The organism is Arthrobacter bambusae, assembly GCF_022606295.1.
In the GTDB taxonomy this organism is placed as follows: Bacteria; Actinomycetota; Actinomycetes; order Actinomycetales; family Micrococcaceae; genus Arthrobacter; species Arthrobacter bambusae_A.
In genome coordinates this window covers 1-15,422 of the sequence record NZ_JAHHZS010000022.1, presented here as the reverse complement: position 1 = coordinate 15,422, position 15,422 = coordinate 1, and the positions used below count along the sequence as shown (strand labels likewise).

The 15,422-nt window shown below is 63.3% G+C and carries 16 protein-coding genes and 1 tRNA gene; 5 read left to right on the top strand and 12 right to left on the bottom strand.

What is annotated here, in order from left to right; genetic code table 11:
• Positions 1–87: 87 nt before the first annotated feature.
• The 3 genes from msrA (at position 88) to epsC (ending at position 2,258) form a co-directional block, all read left to right on the top strand.
• Complete coding sequence (msrA, locus tag KNN17_RS15230) at positions 88–612, top strand: peptide-methionine (S)-S-oxide reductase MsrA (protein WP_241709842.1); 525 nt, start codon at positions 88–90, stop codon at positions 610–612.
• Between the two features lie 75 nt (positions 613–687).
• Entirely contained in the window at positions 688–1,623 is a 936-nt protein-coding gene (gene cysK / locus KNN17_RS15225; protein ID WP_078108644.1) for a cysteine synthase A, read from the top strand.
• A 50-nt stretch (positions 1,624–1,673) separates the two neighbouring features.
• The gene (epsC, locus tag KNN17_RS15220) at positions 1,674–2,258 is read left to right on the top strand and encodes a serine O-acetyltransferase EpsC (RefSeq protein WP_078108643.1); all 585 of its coding nucleotides are present in this window, start codon (positions 1,674–1,676) and stop codon (positions 2,256–2,258) included.
• Here the strand turns inward: epsC and KNN17_RS15215 are convergent.
• Both KNN17_RS15215 and gndA read right to left on the bottom strand, forming a co-directional pair.
• Positions 2,255–3,088 (bottom strand): oxidoreductase, encoded by an 834-nt coding sequence (locus tag KNN17_RS15215; RefSeq protein WP_241709841.1) that lies wholly within the window; start codon positions 3,086–3,088, stop codon positions 2,255–2,257. The two genes, epsC and KNN17_RS15215, sit on opposite strands and share 4 nt — an antisense overlap.
• 142 nt (positions 3,089–3,230) lie before the next feature.
• The gene (gene gndA / locus KNN17_RS15210) at positions 3,231–4,667 is read right to left on the bottom strand and encodes an NADP-dependent phosphogluconate dehydrogenase (protein ID WP_078108641.1); all 1,437 of its coding nucleotides are present in this window, start codon (positions 4,665–4,667) and stop codon (positions 3,231–3,233) included.
• Positions 4,668–4,922: 255 nt separating this feature from the next.
• On the opposite strand from gndA, the gene KNN17_RS15205 reads away from it, so the two are divergent.
• Positions 4,923–5,651 carry a FadR/GntR family transcriptional regulator gene (locus KNN17_RS15205; protein ID WP_078108640.1) on the top strand — a complete coding sequence of 243 codons (729 nt, stop codon included), beginning with the start codon at positions 4,923–4,925 and terminating at the stop codon, positions 5,649–5,651.
• Positions 5,652–5,679: 28 nt separating this feature from the next.
• Here KNN17_RS15205 and KNN17_RS15200 read toward each other — a convergent pair whose 3' ends face one another.
• The 3 genes from KNN17_RS15200 to KNN17_RS15190 are packed head-to-tail and all read right to left on the bottom strand — an operon-like array spanning position 5,680 to position 8,434.
• The gene (locus KNN17_RS15200) at positions 5,680–6,738 is read right to left on the bottom strand and encodes an L-idonate 5-dehydrogenase (RefSeq protein ID WP_078108639.1); all 1,059 of its coding nucleotides are present in this window, start codon (positions 6,736–6,738) and stop codon (positions 5,680–5,682) included.
• Positions 6,738–7,508, bottom strand: coding sequence for an SDR family oxidoreductase (locus tag KNN17_RS15195; protein ID WP_078108638.1), 771 nt, complete (start codon positions 7,506–7,508; stop codon positions 6,738–6,740). Before KNN17_RS15195 ends, KNN17_RS15200 begins: the two co-directional genes overlap by 1 nt.
• 14 nt (positions 7,509–7,522) lie before the next feature.
• Positions 7,523–8,434 (bottom strand): NAD(P)-dependent oxidoreductase, encoded by a 912-nt coding sequence (locus KNN17_RS15190; protein WP_241709880.1) that lies wholly within the window; start codon positions 8,432–8,434, stop codon positions 7,523–7,525.
• A 71-nt stretch (positions 8,435–8,505) separates the two neighbouring features.
• On the opposite strand from KNN17_RS15190, the gene KNN17_RS15185 reads away from it, so the two are divergent.
• Entirely contained in the window at positions 8,506–9,573 is a 1,068-nt protein-coding gene (locus KNN17_RS15185; RefSeq protein WP_241709840.1) for a D-2-hydroxyacid dehydrogenase, read from the top strand.
• A gap of 181 nt (positions 9,574–9,754) precedes the next feature.
• On the opposite strand, the gene KNN17_RS15180 is transcribed toward KNN17_RS15185, so the two are convergent.
• The 7 genes from KNN17_RS15180 to KNN17_RS15150 all read right to left on the bottom strand — a co-directional run bounded on the left by KNN17_RS15180 (position 9,755) and on the right by KNN17_RS15150 (position 15,009).
• Entirely contained in the window at positions 9,755–11,110 is a 1,356-nt protein-coding gene (locus tag KNN17_RS15180; RefSeq protein WP_241709839.1) for an MFS transporter, read from the bottom strand.
• A 154-nt stretch (positions 11,111–11,264) separates the two neighbouring features.
• Complete coding sequence (locus KNN17_RS15175) at positions 11,265–12,062, bottom strand: IclR family transcriptional regulator (RefSeq protein WP_241709838.1); 798 nt, start codon at positions 12,060–12,062, stop codon at positions 11,265–11,267.
• Between the two features lie 287 nt (positions 12,063–12,349).
• Positions 12,350–12,877 carry a methyltransferase family protein gene (locus KNN17_RS15170; RefSeq protein ID WP_241709837.1) on the bottom strand — a complete coding sequence of 176 codons (528 nt, stop codon included), beginning with the start codon at positions 12,875–12,877 and terminating at the stop codon, positions 12,350–12,352.
• A gap of 113 nt (positions 12,878–12,990) precedes the next feature.
• Positions 12,991–13,066, bottom strand: a tRNA-Val gene (locus tag KNN17_RS15165).
• A gap of 73 nt (positions 13,067–13,139) precedes the next feature.
• Complete coding sequence (locus tag KNN17_RS15160) at positions 13,140–14,081, bottom strand: Sir2 family NAD-dependent protein deacetylase (RefSeq protein WP_241709836.1); 942 nt, start codon at positions 14,079–14,081, stop codon at positions 13,140–13,142.
• 5 nt (positions 14,082–14,086) lie between these two features.
• Entirely contained in the window at positions 14,087–14,590 is a 504-nt protein-coding gene (locus KNN17_RS15155; protein WP_241709835.1) for a peroxiredoxin, read from the bottom strand.
• Positions 14,587–15,009 carry a DUF3052 domain-containing protein gene (locus KNN17_RS15150; protein WP_078108631.1) on the bottom strand — a complete coding sequence of 141 codons (423 nt, stop codon included), beginning with the start codon at positions 15,007–15,009 and terminating at the stop codon, positions 14,587–14,589. The genes KNN17_RS15155 and KNN17_RS15150 overlap by 4 nt, the downstream gene beginning before the upstream one ends.
• Positions 15,010–15,422 lie beyond the last annotated feature (413 nt).

The window sequence follows — 15,422 nt, the reverse complement described above, 5'->3', positions numbered from 1 at the left end:
GATTGTTGCCACCGGCCGGGTCACTGCCGTCACAGTCCCGTAAGGTTGTGCGGGAATCATCCAGGACTCCCGGCCATTGAAGAGATCATGAAAACTTTTGTACTTGGCGGAGGCTGCTTCTGGTGCCTCGACGCCGTCTATCAGAAGACCAAGGGCGTCAGTTCCGTGGTTTCCGGCTACACGGGCGGGCACATCCGCAACCCTGACTATTACGATGTCTGCTCCGGGATGACAGGCCACGCGGAGGTCGTCGCCGTGACTTTCGACGAGGACATCATCCCGGCGGATATCATCCTGGACATGTTCTTCGCCCTGCACGATCCCACCACACTCAACCGCCAGGGATACGACGTCGGAACCCAGTACCGTTCCTCGATGTTCTACACCACCACGGAAGAAAAGATCCTCTTCGAAGAGGCCATCCTCCGGAACCAGGAACTGTGGTCCAAGCCGATTGTGACCGAGGTGAGCAGGCTGTCGGAGTTCTACGAAGCCGAGTCGATCCACCAGGACTATTACGCCAAGTTCCCCGAGCAGGGCTATTGCCAGGTCATCATCAACCCCAAGCTCGCCAAGGCCCGGAAATATTACTCTTCGTGGCTCCGCGCGTAGCAGCGTGTAGCACCGCTCGTTAGGCTGACCTCAGCAGTAGCTATTTCAGCGAATTCAGAGAATAGGCATGATTACATGGCACGGATCTACGACGACGTCACCCAGCTGATCGGCGGAACCCCCCTGGTCCGCTTGAACAGGCTCACCGAAGGCTTGGACGCCACGGTTGCCGTGAAGCTGGAGTTCTACAACCCCGCCAACAGCGTCAAGGACCGCATCGGCGTCGCCATCGTCGACGCCGCCGAGAAATCCGGTGCGCTGAAGCCGGGCGGCACCATCGTCGAAGGAACGTCGGGCAACACCGGCATCGCGCTGGCCCTGGTCGGCGCGGCGCGCGGTTACAAAGTCATCCTGACCATGCCGGAAACCATGTCCACCGAGCGCCGCGTCATGCTGCGCGCCTACGGTGCCGAGATTGTCCTGACCCCGGGCTCCGAAGGCATGCGCGGCGCGGTCGAGAAGGCACAGGAGATCGTCGCCAACACCGAGAACTCCATCTGGGCCCAGCAGTTCGCCAACGAGGCAAACCCGGCAATCCACCGCGCCACCACGGCCGAGGAAATCTGGGCAGACACCGAAGGCGGAGTGGACATCTTCGTCGGCGGCGTCGGCACGGGCGGCACCATCACCGGCGTCGGGCAGGTCCTGAAGGAGCGCAAGCCCGAAATCCAGATCGTGGCCGTTGAGCCCAAGGACTCTCCCATTCTGAACGGCGGCGCCGCCGGCCCGCACAAGATCCAGGGCCTCGGCGCAAACTTCATTCCGGAAATCCTGGACACCAACGTCTACGATGAGGTCCTCGACGCAACCCTCGAGGACTCTGTGGCCACCGCGCGTGCCCTCGGCACCAAGGAAGGCATCCTGGGCGGCATCTCGGCCGGTGCGGCCGTGTGGGGCGCGCTCGAGCTCGCGAAGCGTCCGGAGAACAAGGACAAGCTCATCGTGGCAATCGTTCCCGACTTCGGCGAACGTTACATCTCCACGGTGCTTTTTGACGACATTCGCGGCTGATTGCGGACCCCGCGCAACCGCTTTCTTTCATTTCCTGTAGAAAGGTCTTTGTGAGCTTCTTCGCAAGACTTATGGAGGACCTCGAGGCCGCCCGGTCACATGACCCGGCGGCCCGAGGTTCCTTTGAGAACTTTTTTGCCTACTCCGGCCTGCATGCCATCTGGGCACACCGCCTGACGCACAAATTGTGGCAAAACCCCGAGCTGCGGTTCCCGGCACGGCTTATTTCCCAGCTTGCCCGGTTCCTGACCGGCATCGAGATCCACCCCGGCGCGACCATCGGCCGCAGGTTCTTCATTGACCACGGCATGGGGGTGGTCATCGGCGAGACCGCCGAGATCGGCGAAGACGTCATGATCTACCACGGTGTGACGCTGGGTGGACGTTCCTTGGCCAAGGTCAAGCGCCACCCCACCATCGGAGACCGCGTCACGATCGGGGCCGGGGCGAAGGTCCTTGGGCCCATCACCATCGGCGCCGACAGCGCCGTTGGCGCCAACGCCGTCGTGGTCAAGGACGCACCGCCTGAGTCGATCATCACCGGCGTTCCCGCAACATGGCGGCACCGTGATGCCAAGAGCGAAACCAAACCCGCCGTCGATCCCGCCGAGTACTACATCGAGTACCGGATCTAGCCGGAAAAGCGCTTGTAGGCGTTCCAGAAAACGTTGTCGAAGGCCCGGTCGGGAAGCACCCGGCGCAGGGCCAGGATGGTCCAGGCTCCCCTGCCCACCGGGTATCGGGTCCTGGGCCGGCGCGACGTTGCCGCGTGAAGGATAGCGCCCGCCACCACACGCGGGGGCGTTGACAGCGCGGTTCCCGATGTCGATGCCAAAGCGGCCGCCACGATCCGGGCCTGCTCGCGATATGGTCCATGTCCCGAAACCGTCAGCAGGCTCTCCCCCGCGATGGTTCCCCATTCCGTGTCCGTGCCGGCAGGCTCGATGATTGCCACATCAATGCCATGGGGTTTCAGTTCCAGGCGCAGGGAGTCGCTCATGCCCTCGACGGCGAACTTCGTTCCGTGGTACCAGGCGCCGAGGGGTTCGTACATTTTGCCGCCGATCGAGGAGACATTGATGATCCTGCCGGACCCCGCAGCCCGCATCGCGGGGATCACCAGCTGCGACATCCGGGCGAGACCGAAGACGTTGACTTCGAACTGGCGCCGGCCTTCGTCCAGCGGCACCTCTTCCAAGGAACCGTAGGACCCGTATCCGGCGTTGTTGACCAGCACGTCGATCCGTCCCTGCTCGGCCATGACGAGGTCCACGGCGGCCTTCATCGAGCCTTCCTCAGTGACGTCGAGGGACAACACCTTGATTCCGTGGGCCTTCAGCGGCTCCATTTTTTCGACCCGCCGCGCCCCCGCGTACACGACCATTCCTGCTTTGCTGAGCTTGATAGCGGCTTCGAAACCGATCCCGGTTGATGCACCGGTGACAAATGCGACGCGTTGCGGCATGGACTGCTCCTCGTGTTGCGTGTGGCGTTTTCTTTCCGGACCTGGCTACGGCAAAGGCCGGCGCCTCCACAGTATCGGGGAAGTGCCGGCCTTAGCCGTGAACCGAGCGGGGCCTGCCCCAATCTGTGGGGCAGCAGGGTCCTTAGTGGGTGTCGACTGCCGAGACCTCGGACTTGTCTTCGCCCCACAGGGTATGGAAGGTGCCTTCGGCGTCAACGCGGCCGTAGGTGTGCGCCCCGAAGAGGTCGCGCTGTCCCTGGATGACCGCTGCGGCGAGGCGCTTGCGGCGAAGCCCGTCGTAGTAGGCCAGCGAGGAGGAGAACACGGGAACCGGGATGCCCAGCTGGACGGCCGTGGCCACCACGCGGCGCCATGCTGGAAGCGCGCCGGCGATCGCCTTGGTGAAGGCCGGGGCGAACAGCAGGTTGGCGGGCTTCTCCTCGGCTGCGTAGGCGTTGGTGATTTCCTTGAGCAGCTCAGCGCGGATGATGCAGCCGCCGCGCCACAGCGAAGCGATTTCGTCGAGCTTGAGGTCCCAGCCGTATTCCTTCGCGGCCGAGGTCAGCATGTCCAGGCCCTGGGCGTAGGAAACCAGCTTGGAGGCGTAGAGCGCCTGGCGGACGTCCTCGACGAAGTTCTCCGGGATTTCGACGGCGATTTCCTCGCCGGCGAGCAGCTCCTGGCCGAGCTTGCGCTGCTCCGCCTGGGAAGACAGCGCTCGTGCGAAGACGGACTCTGCGATACCCGAAACCGGGGAACCGAGTTCGAGGGCGGAGATGACCGTCCAGCGGCCGGTGCCCTTCTGGCCGGCAGCGTCCACGACGACGTCGACGAACGGCTTGCCCGTCTTGGCGTCGACGTGGCCCAGGACCTCTGCGGAGATTTCGATCAGGAAGGAAGCGAGTTCGCCCTTGTTCCATTCGGTGAAGATCCTGGACTGCTCGGCCGGCTCGATGCCGGCGCCGGAGCGGAGGAGATCGAAGGCTTCGCCGATGACCTGCATGTCGGCGTATTCGATGCCGTTGTGGACCATCTTGACGAAGTGGCCGGCACCGTCGGTGCCTATCCAGGCGCAGCACGGCTTGCCGTCAACCTTGGCGGAGATCTTTTCGAGCAGCGGGCCCAGGGCGTCGTAGGACTCCTTGGAACCGCCGGGCATGATGGAGGGGCCGTTGAGGGCGCCCTCTTCGCCCCCGGATACGCCGACGCCCACGAAGTGCAGGTCCTTCTCGGCCAGCGCGGATTCGCGGCGGCGGGTGTCCTCGTAGTGCGAGTTGCCGGCGTCGATCACGATGTCACCGGGTTCCAGCAAGGGAACGAGCTGGTCGATGACGGCGTCAACCGGCTTGCCGGCCTTCACCATGATCAGGACACGCCGGGGCTTCTCGAGGGAGTCCACGAGTTCCTGGAGGGTTTCCGTGCGGATGAAGTCGCCGTCCGTGCCGTGCTTGGCCAGCAGGGCGTCGGTCTTTTCGACGGAGCGGTTGTGCAGGGCAACGGTGAAGCCGTTGCGGGCCAGGTTGCGGGCCAGATTGGCGCCCATCACCGCGAGGCCGGTGACACCGATGTGTGCTGACATCAAAACTCCAATTCATTCTTGTGCATCGAGTCCTGCTAGGAGCGAGGAAACGCTTTCTAGGGCAGTAGCTGGAATAAACCATACGTATTCGGACCACGTCTGGGAAAGTTGAGCCCACGTTTTGGAAACGTCCGCGTCACAAAAGAGTCTATGTTGCTGGCCCGCGCTGTGGGGAGTTGCTGGCCAGCGGTGTGGGGAGTTCCCCGGGCCCGGGCTTCCGCTGGCGGAGTGCCCGCCGCCACTATGCTTACGACTATGTCAACCAGTCTCCACTACCGCGCTGTCGAGCATCTGGGTACCCGGATCGTCGGCGGTAAGCTCCCCACCGGCCACGTCATGCTGGCTGAGCACCTTGAGGAGGAGCTCAAGGTGTCACGCTCGGTGGTGCGGGAAGCCGTCAGGGTATTGCAGTCTTTGGGGCTGGTGGAAACCATCAAGCGTGTCGGCATCCGGGTCCTCCCCGCGGACCGCTGGAATCCCTTCGATCCGCTGGTGATCCGCTGGCGGCTGGCCGGAGAAGGGCGTGGCGCACAGTTGCGCTCCCTCGCCGAACTCCGCTCCGCCGTCGAGCCCGTGGCCGCGGAACTGGCCGCGGAAAACGCTCCGGAGTCCCTGCGCAGCGAACTGTTGGACATTTCCCTGGCCATGCGTGATGCGGGCCGCGCGGGCGACATGCCCACCTTCCTGGACCTCGACATCCGCTTTCACGCGCTGGTGCTCTCCGGTTCCGGCAATGAAATGTTCGCGAACCTGATCGGCCAGGTCACCGAGACCCTCACCGGCCGGACCGTTCACGGGCTCATGCCCGAACATCCGAAGGAAGCGGCCCTGCAATGGCATCTGGATGTAGCCCAGGGCATCCGGGACGGAGACGGCGACAAGGCCCGCGAGGCCTCCTCCAACATCATGCGGGAGACCATCGCTGACCTGTCACCGGGCTGGGAAGGCCAGCCACGGGTGTTCGTTCCAGTCGAGCGGCGCTGACGGCCGAACGTACGCGCCGCCTGGGAACCTAGGCCACAGGCTGGAAGTTCAGCAGGACCTTCCCCGATTCGGCCGAGTTCCTGGCCACTTCGAAGGCCTCCAGGCCGCGGTCCAGCGTGAATTCGTGGGTGACCACCGGATCAACATAGAGCGAACCGTCCGCGAGCGCCGCAATGACCTCGTCGATCTCGTCGTTGAAACGGAAGGATCCGAGCAGTTCGAGCTCGCGGGTGATGGCCAGCGAAATGAAGACCGGCTGCGGTCCGGAGGGCAGCAACCCGACCATGACCACCTTCCCGCCGCGTACCGCACCCTTGATGGCCGAGGCCAGTCCGAAGTGGCTGCCTGAGGACTCGATGACGACGTCGGCCTCCACTGCGGCGATGGCCTCCGCATCGTCGCCCTTGAGGACCTCGTCCGCGCCCACCGCACGCGCGATCTCAAGAGGCTTGTCATGCATGTCGACGGCCACGATCCGGGTTGCACCCGCGCGTTTGAGGACGGCAACTGCCAGCGCGCCGATCGGACCACTTCCGATCACCAAGGCTGTCTTGCCGGCCACGTCCCCTGCGCGGGCGACGGCGTGCCAGGCAACGCTGGCCGGCTCCACAAGCGCCGCCGTGCGCAAGTCCAGCGTGGCCGGAAGCGCCCGGAGCATGCGGGAGGGCAGGGTGGCGTAGCGGCTGAAGGCTCCGTCCGTGTGCGGGTACCGTGCGGCACTTCCGAGGTAGGTGCAGCCCGGGGAGAGGTTGGGCCGGTCTTCCGGGTACTTGGCGGCACCCGGGGCCGGAGTCGCCGGGTGCACCGCGACGGCGGTTCCGGCCGCCGGTCCGCTGCCATCGGCGGCCTGCTGGACGACTGTGCCGACGATTTCGTGGCCCAGGACCATCGGGGCCTTGAGGATTGACTCCCCCGCGGCGCCGTGGAGCCAGTAGTGCAGGTCCGAGCCGCAGATGCCGCCGTAGGCGATCTCGACGACGGCCTGGTCAGGGGTGGGAACAACGAGGGCTATGTCCTCGATGCGAAGGTCGCCGGCGGCGTGGGCCACCACCGCGGGTGAAGACTGGGGAAGCTGGAAATCGCTCATTAGACGACCACCGTCATTCCGCCGTCGACAAAGATCGTCTGGCCGTTGACGAAGTTCGATGCCTCCGAGGCAAGCCATACCGCCGGACCGGCGAGATCCGCCACGGTGCCCCATCGGTGGGCCGGCGTCCGGCCAAGGATCCAGGAGTTGAAGTCGGGATCGTCCACGAGGTTCTGGGTCATCTCGGTGTGGATGTAGCCCGGTGCGATGCCGTTGATCTGAAGGCCGGAGGCCGCCCACTCGGCCGTCATGGCGCGTGTCAGGTTGCGCAGGCCGCCCTTGGCAGCGACATAGGGGGCGATCGTGGGGCGTGCCAGGTCGGTCTGCACCGAGCAGATGTTGATGATCTTGCCGCGGCCCCGCGGGATCATGTGGCGGGCGGCTTCGCGTCCTACGAGGAAGGCGCTGGTCAGGTCGGTGGTGATGACCCGCTCCCAGTCCTTCACATCCAGGTCCAGCATCGGCACGCGGTGCTGGATTCCCGCATTGTTGACGAGGATATCGAGCGGGCCGACGTTCTCCTCGACCCAGGCGATACCCCGGGCCGCTTCGGTGTCGCTCGTGACGTCGAACGCACAGCTATGGATGCGCCCGGGCCCGAAGTCCGCCGCCATGGCGGCTTCCGCGTCCTTGAGCCGTTCCGTGTTGATGCCGTTGAGGACAACGGTGGCACCGGCGTCGGCCAATCCGCGGGCCAGCGCGTTGCCGATGCCGCGGCTGGATCCTGTAACGAGCGCAACGCGCCCGGTAAGATCGAAGAGTCCACTCATGGTTGTTTCCTTACTTAGTTCGAAGGGCTTAGGGAAGTGTCGCTGAGGTTGGCGATGGCCTTGCGGACAACTGCGAGGTCCTGGTCGCCAAGTCCCTGATCGATCAGTTCGCGGTAGAGTTCGACGCCGGCTGTCGCCATCGGGACGGCGGCGCCGGCCGCTTCAGCGCTTTGGAGGACGAACGTGAGGTCCTTGTGCATGAACTTCGCGGGACCTGTGGGCGCGTAATCCTTGGCTGCGAGGCGCGGGCCGACAAACTCCAGGACCCGGCTTCCGGCGAGTCCGCCGGCCAGGACCTCGAAGAGGGCAGAAGCAGCCATGCCCGAGCGCTCGGCGAGTTCAGCGGCTTCCGCGAGCGCCGCCGTCGTGGTCCCGACGATCAATTGGTTACAGGCCTTCGCGAGCGAACCGGCGCCCAGCTTGCCCATCCGGCGGACAGTGGTTCCCATGGATTGGAGGAGGGGCAGCGATCGCTGGAAGTCTTCTTCGGTGGCTCCGACCATGATGGCGAGCGTGCCGTCCTGCGCGCCTTTGGTGCCCCCGCTGACCGGGGCATCGACGACGACGGCGTTCCCGGCACTTGCGCTACGGACCGTCCGGCCGAATTCCTGCACGGCGGTCGGGGACACGCTGCTCATGATGACGATCGTGGTTCCGGGAAGCGGTGCGTCCGAGCGCCAGGAGTCGAGGAGCGGCGCGGCGGCATCCTCGATGTAGGAGAGATCAGGGAGCATGAAAATAATGACGGGTTGGTCCCGGAGCCCGGCAACCGACTCCGAACGCGTTCCGCCGAGCTTCTCCAATTCGGCGAGCGCTTCGGAGGAGCGGTTCCACGCAGTGACCTCCCAGCCGTTGCCGAGCAGATTGGCGGCCATGGGGAAACCCATGAGCCCTAGCCCCACAAAACCTGCGGTCTTGGCGGTCATCTTTCGCATGCACCTCACTTCTTTGTGGTTCATCTTTCAAAAACTGTTCAATATCCTAGCCTCAATTCAGTATGATGAACACCATGACGACTGATGAACTCACCATCGCGATCGCAGTCCCTCTCGAAGCCGAGCATGTGGAGCGTATCCGCGCCGTAGATCCGGGCATTACGGTGCTCTACGAACCCGAACTGCTTCCTCCGGAACGCTTCCCGGCCGACCACTCAGGCGATCCGGACTTCAAGCGGACTCCCGAACAAGAGGAACGCTACTGGTCGATGTTGAACAAGGCCCAGATCCTCTACGGCTTCCCCAACGAGAATCCGGGCGGCCTGGCACGCATCGCGCAAAGCAACCCGCACCTGCAGTGGATCCACGCCATGGCCGCAGGTGCCGGTGGCGCCGTGAAGGCTTCCGGCCTCGACAGCGAGACCCTGCAGAAGTTCAAGGTCACCACGTCCGCAGGCGTGCATGCGCTTCCGCTGGCTGAATTCGCGGCCCTGGGCATCCTCAACGGGTTCAAGCGCAGCGGGGAACTTGCCCAGGACCAGGCTGCGAAGGTCTGGCCCGAGCTGCGCACCCCCACCAAACTTGTGAACGGCTCCAAGCTGGTCATCACGGGCCTCGGCGAAATCGGCCTCGAGACCGCCCGCATCGCCCGCGCCCTTGGAATGAAGGTGAGCGGAACCAAGCGGAACATCGAAGCGATCGAAGGAATCGACGAGGTCGCGGACAACGATGGCCTGCCGGGCCTCCTGGCCAGCGCCGACGCCGTCGTCAACACGCTCCCCGGCACGCCCTACACGGAGAAACTCTTCAACCACGACGTCTTCTCGGCGATGAAGCCCGGCACGGTTTTCGTCAACGTTGGGCGTGGAACCGTGGTTGACGAAGAGGCGCTCCTCGAAGCCCTGGACAACGGCCAGGTGTCCTACGCCTGCCTGGACGTCTTCGCCGTCGAGCCGCTCCCCCAGGACAGCCCGCTGTGGAACCACCCGAACGTCATGGTCTCCCCGCACACGTCGGCACTCAGCGCTGCGGAAAACCGGCTCATCGCTGAGCGCTTCGCCAGCAACTTGCGCACGTTCCTCGACGGCGGGGAGCTCCCCCACCTTGTGGACACGGTGCACTTCTACTAAACCGCCGACTTTCCCAGCTCCATCCAAGCGGCCCCTCCGGTATTCCGGAGGGGCCGCTTTGCCGTGTGTGGCGGGCTCGCCGGCCGGCGTGGGTTTGCTGGCGGGGCGGGGCACGAAAAAGCGGCGGCCCCTTCCGAACTTCGGAGGGGACCGCCGCTGCGTACGTCAGGTACGGGGATCCTTACTTCGCGTCCTCCAGGGAAAGGAGATCACGGCCGGCAGTTTCCGGGGTGAAGAACGTGGTGACGTATGAAATCAGGGCCAGCACCAGCGAGTAGACCGCCAGAACCACCCAGGAGTTGCCCGTCGCGGCAAGCAGGATGGCACCGAAGACGGGAACCAAGCCGCCGGCCAGAACGGCAGACAGTTCACGGCTCAAAGCCACGCCGGTGAAGCGATACTGCGAACCGAACAATTCCGGCAGCAGCGGGCACTGTGGGCCAAGCATGGACTGCACACCGAGGGCGATACCAACCACCATGACGGCCCACACAAGGGTGACGTTGCCAAGAGTCACGAGGTAGAAAGCAGGAATAGCGAAGACAGCCTGGAAAAGGGCTCCGTAGCGGTACACCTTCACTCGCCCAATCCGGTCCGACAAGGCGCCGAACGTCACTACCATGACGGCGGCGAATCCTGCTGCGATCAGCAGGCCGACCGGGCCAATGAACTTGTCGCCCGGGAAGACGCCTTCCTTGACGGAAATGAAGGAGATGAGAAGCGTTCCGTAGATGGACGAGTTGCCGTTTTCGCCCATGCGGAGGCCGATGCCGATCAACACGTTCTTCTTGGAGTGCCTCAGAAGTTCGCCAACGGGGTTCTTCACCACATTCTTGTGCTTCTCCAGCTCCTGGAACACCGGGGTCTCCTTCAGCCTCAGACGGATGAAGAGAGCCACGACGATCAGGACGAAGCTGGCAAGGAACGGAACACGCCACAGCCAGCCTTCAAGCACGCTTTTGTTGGCCATGCCAATCAGCGCGAAGGTACCGGCACCAAGGAGGGTTCCGAGCTGGATGCCGACGAAGGGCAGCGAAGCGAAATAACCACGGCGCTTGGGCGGAGCCACTTCGGAGATCAGGGTTGTTGCGCCCGCCTGCTCGGCTCCGGCGCCGAGGCCCTGGACGATACGAAGCGCCACGAGCAGGACGGCGCCAAGCATGCCCGCTTGATCGAACGTCGGGAGCAAGCCGATTGCGAAGCTTGCGAGGCCCATCATGCCGATGGTCATCAGGAGGACCATCTTGCGGCCGAAGCGGTCTCCGATGAATCCGAAGAGGACGCCACCGAAGGGGCGCGCCGCGAATCCGACGCCGTAGGTGGCGAACGACGCGATCAACGCGCCGCTGTCTCCCAAGGGCTTGAAGAACAGCGGCCCGAAGATCAGGGCCGAAGCCAGACCGTAAATGTAGAAGTCGTAGTACTCCAGAGCGGATCCTACGGAGCTGGCAAGTGTTGCCCTTCGCAGCTGTTCCGGCTCAACTACCGAGCCGTCCGTGTCAGCAAGCTTTGTCTTAGTACGAGTTGTCACAAGCACTCCCTCAAGAACACTCCAGACCCCCGTTGGCCTGGCGAGATAGTGTCAGCCGCCATGGCGTGAATCACTATATTGAACAGAGTACAGTACGTTGTACAAGTTTCAAGTGGTGTAATCAGATTTAATTATGACCTTGGCCGGGCGGCCAGATCGGTTAGCCCATCGGGTTGCCCAGCGAGTGGGCGAGCTCCTTGAGTTCCTTGACCATCAGGGCAGCCTGCTCCTCGGAAAAGGTGGCTTTCAGGGCCGTCACCGAGAGACCAAGGCTGGGGCCGTGTGCCCCGTGGGTCGGGACGGGCACGGCAAGGCAAACCACGCCGAGAGTGGATTCCTCGTCCTCCAAGGCGTAGCCCTGCTTGCGGATCGCAGCCACTTGGGCCTTGAGCTCAACGGCGCTCCGGAGGGACTTCGGGGTCATGACAGGGAGTTCCACGTCGTCCGGGAACATTGCTTCGATGTCATGATCGTGAAGCTGGGCCAGGAGGACCTTGCCGACTGCGCTCAGGGAAAGCGGCATTTTGTCGCCGATGTTCGACGTGAGCCGGACGGCCGGGTGCCCTTCGTAGCGCGCCAAGTAGATGATGTGATCGCCGTCGATCATCGCAATCCGCACTGTTTCGCCGGAGAGTGTTGGCGCCTGTTCGCAGAACTTGTAAAACTCCTGGACTTCGTCGAGCCGGCTCAGGTAGGCGGCACCAAGTTCAACCAGCTTCCGGCCGAGCGAAAACTCGGCACCTTCGCGGGTTATCAACCGGGCTTCCTCAAGGGCCATCAACAGGTTTGACGTGGAAGATTTCGGAATCCCCAGCTCCCTTGAAAGATCACTGAGGGTCAGCCTGCCCGAAGGCGCCTCCGCCAAGGCATCCAGGACCGCGGCAGCGCGGGTCACGGCAGGCGCCGGCGAGGAGCTCCCCAATCCTTCGGCGGAACGGGGGGTGCGGGAATCGGCCATGATTCTCCTTCGCAATCGTGCGCCTGGCGCAGAGTGGGCGCGTGCCAAGCAGAAACGCTACCCGGGGGCAGCGGAACTCCGATCCGCGGCAATCACGCTTGTTCAATCCACTGAACAACCACCATCATAGTGGCTTGGTGCCGGGATGAGACTCGCCGGGCGGAGAATGGCTTCCTTTCCATATCCAGAAATTCTCTGTATATTCATCTATGAGCTCTCCACCGCGGCATCCCCCAATAGTCGCGGTGGAGAGCTTTTCCAATTCCCCGCAGGGATCAGGCGCAAAGCTAGTCCTGCTGCCGCCAAGGGGTGAGCCGTGGCAGCCAACGCGGAACGTTGGCCCGGTAGTCGTCATACTCGGCGCCGAACTTGCGGGCAAGCGTCGGCTCCTCATGCAGGCTCACGAAAGCCACCACGGGAACTGCGCCTAGCGCCGCCAGCCCGAACAGCCTTGGCTGTCCCAGCAAGAGGCCCTGTCCGGTGATCGCGGCGCCGATGCCCACGTAGATGGGGTTCCGCACGAACCTATAGAAACCGGTGACCACAAGGTTCTTCGGCGGCGCAAAGGGTGCCGGCGTGCCTATTCCTTCAAGGGCGAATCGCGCAAAAGAATTGGTGATCACGGCCGCGCCGGCGCCGATCAACAGAACGCCTGCGCACTGGGCCGGCAATCCGCCGGGTACGGGCTGTTGCACTCTCCAACGGGTCACCATCCATGGCAACAGACCGGCGGCGGTAGCCGGGGCGACGGCAAACACCGCCGTACCGATTTTCGCCAGCCTCTTGTCGCGCGATGCATCTCCGGACGCTGTCATGCTGCCATTCTGAACCGGCAAACGACCGTCCACAACCATTGGGGCCCCAAGGCTCTGGAACAAATAAAAAGAGCCCCTGAGCTTCGTTTCCGAAGTTCAGGGGCTCTTCTCCTTGGTGGGTCCTACCGGGATCGAACCGATGACATCCACGGTGTAAACGTGGCGCTCTACCAGCTGAGCTAAAGACCCAAAACACTGATTTCGGCACCCTCGGCGCTTCAACCAACGAACATGTACTCTACCGGATCAATCGCCCGGAACACTAATCGACTCGCTTGGACGGGAGCAGATCGGGAAGCTCAGCGGCAAGCCAGGCCAGCGCGCCGCTGACTCCTGCTTCCACTTTGAGATCCGCGAAACCGTCGCCGCGGGTCGGACCCCGGTTGATGATCACTACCGGCTTGCCGAGTTTGGCTGCGTGCCGCACGAACCTCAGCCCGCTCATGACGGTCAACGAAGACCCCGCCACCAGCAGCGCCCCGGCTTCGTCCACCATGGAATAGGCGCGTTGCACCCGATCCTTGGGCACATTTTCACCGAAGTAGACGAAGTCGGGCTTGAGCGTTCCACCGCATACGGGACAGACAGCGACGACGAACGATCGAATGAGTTCGGGATCCTCCACCGAGGCATCGGCGTCCGGTGCCATTTCCACGACTCCGGAAGCCTGGACGGCTTCGAGGAAGCCGGGATTGATTTCCTCAAGAATGGATGCCACGAGCCGCCGCGTGAAGACATGCCCCTCGTCGAGGCAGATCACACGATCGTAGCGGCCATGCAGGTCCACCACGTTGATGCTGCCGGCATCCTCGTGCAGACGGTCCACGTTCTGCGTGATGAGTCCCGTAAGCAGCCCGCGCCGCTCAAGGAGCGCGACGGCGGCATGCCCGGCGTTCGGGTCCGCGTGCCGGAGGTGGGACCATCCAAGGTGATTCCTCGCCCAGTAACGGCGCCGGTTCACAGGGCTTCCGATGAATTCCTGGAAGGTCATCGGATTCCGCGGTGCCGCTCCTGGGCCGCGATAGTCAGGGATGCCGGAGTCCGTGCTCAGGCCGGCTCCCGTCAAAACAGCAAGCCGCTTGCCCCCGAGAATCCCGGCGGCCTGGCCGAGAAGGTCCATCTCGCCTGGATCCAACTCAGCCGCGGGGGCCGGCGCAAGTATGGCGAAGCCAGTCATTCCGACGCCGGGCCGTGGGGCGCTCATCGACGCTAGGCCTGGCCGAGCGCGGACAATGCCTCGCGGTATTCCGCTAAGTCGCGTGCCTGGCCGCGCGGATTGACGACGACGTAGCGGACGATGCCCGCGGCATCAATGATGAATGTGCCCCGCAACGACATTCCGGTAGCGGCGTCAAACACGCCATACTTCTCGGCAACTTGTCCGTGCGGCCAGAAGTCCGCCAGGAGATCGAACTCGTAGCGTTCCTTGTCCGCGTACGCCCGCAAGGCGAACTTGCTGTCCACCGAAACTCCAAGGACTGTGGCGTTGGCCTGTTCGAAAATACCCAGATTGTCACGGATCTCACACAGCTCCCCGGTGCAGATTCCGGAGAAAGCGAACGGATAGAAGACCACCACAACGTTGCGGCCGCGGAGACCAGACAAGCGAACCGGCTCACCAAACTGGTTCACGAGCTCAAAATCCGGGGCCTCCTGTCCCACAACGGGAACTCCCGGATGCAGTCCGGGAGGGCTCAACCTGGAGTGGGTCACTTGTTCTTCTTGCGTGCTACAAGCCGCGTGGCGCTCCAGTCCTTGGAGACGCCTGCGGAGGTGGTGCAATGCAAACCGGCAGTGGGAGCCGCGTCCTGGATATCCGAGGGTGAGACGTAGTTGTCACGGCCCGATTTGGGAGTCAGTACCCAGACCACGCCACCTTCACCCAGGGTGGTCAGTGAATCCACCAGTGCGTCGACAAGGTCTCCATCACCATCGCGCCACCAGAAAATGACCGCATCCACTACCTCGTGATCGTCTTCGTCAAGCAGCTCGGAACCTGTGAGTTCCTCAATGTCTTCACGCAAATCGAAATCGACATCATCGTCGTAACCGAGTTCCTGAATTAGATCCCCATCTTTGAAACCCAATCTTTCCGCCACATTTACCGATGTGGCGGCGTCGGCCTCGCTCACGTTTCCTCCTCTTGAAGTGATTTCGATTACTACAAGCCAACACCCTTTGGGCGTGTGCTTCAAGCCATTGTCCCGCGTTCCACCATAATCCGCGCCCCGGCCACGGCTAAAGCCATGGCGACGATCGGCGCTGTAGCCATGGCTGCAGGTACAACTGCCTACGATGTAACAGCTTGAGTGTGACATACAACGCCTTCACGACCGCGCGGCTACGCATCGCGGCTCGTACAAAGCTACAGTGGCCATTGAAGACTTTGGCTGCAGGGCAACCGCCCGCCGCGAATAGCGCAGCTCAAGCTCAAGAGAACCTGCCCGGCGCACATGACCGGGCTGTTGTAACCGATATGTCGCACACGCCGCGTTCATGACGGGCAGTTACCCTGCCGGACCTGAGGCGACGATGAATGCGCCAA

Excerpts from the sequence above, each read along its gene's own strand:
- KNN17_RS15175 (WP_241709838.1), bottom strand. The coding sequence starts at position 12,062 with ATGGCCGATTCCCGCACCCCCCGTTCCGCCGAAGGATTGGGGAGCTCC.
- KNN17_RS15200 (WP_078108639.1), bottom strand. The coding sequence starts at position 6,738 with ATGAGCGATTTCCAGCTTCCCCAGTCTTCACCCGCGGTGGTGGCCCAC.
- gndA (WP_078108641.1), bottom strand. The coding sequence starts at position 4,667 with ATGTCAGCACACATCGGTGTCACCGGCCTCGCGGTGATGGGCGCCAAT.
- KNN17_RS15190 (WP_241709880.1), bottom strand. The coding sequence starts at position 8,434 with ATGACCGCCAAGACCGCAGGTTTTGTGGGGCTAGGGCTCATGGGTTTC.
- msrA (WP_241709842.1), top strand. The coding sequence starts at position 88 with ATGAAAACTTTTGTACTTGGCGGAGGCTGCTTCTGGTGCCTCGACGCC.
- KNN17_RS15170 (WP_241709837.1), bottom strand. The coding sequence starts at position 12,877 with ATGACAGCGTCCGGAGATGCATCGCGCGACAAGAGGCTGGCGAAAATC.
- KNN17_RS15195 (WP_078108638.1), bottom strand. The coding sequence starts at position 7,508 with ATGAGTGGACTCTTCGATCTTACCGGGCGCGTTGCGCTCGTTACAGGA.
- KNN17_RS15205 (WP_078108640.1), top strand. The coding sequence starts at position 4,923 with ATGTCAACCAGTCTCCACTACCGCGCTGTCGAGCATCTGGGTACCCGG.
- cysK (WP_078108644.1), top strand. The coding sequence starts at position 688 with ATGGCACGGATCTACGACGACGTCACCCAGCTGATCGGCGGAACCCCC.
- KNN17_RS15160 (WP_241709836.1), bottom strand. The coding sequence starts at position 14,081 with ATGAGCGCCCCACGGCCCGGCGTCGGAATGACTGGCTTCGCCATACTT.
- KNN17_RS15215 (WP_241709841.1), bottom strand. The coding sequence starts at position 3,088 with ATGCCGCAACGCGTCGCATTTGTCACCGGTGCATCAACCGGGATCGGT.
- KNN17_RS15185 (WP_241709840.1), top strand. The coding sequence starts at position 8,506 with ATGATGAACACCATGACGACTGATGAACTCACCATCGCGATCGCAGTC.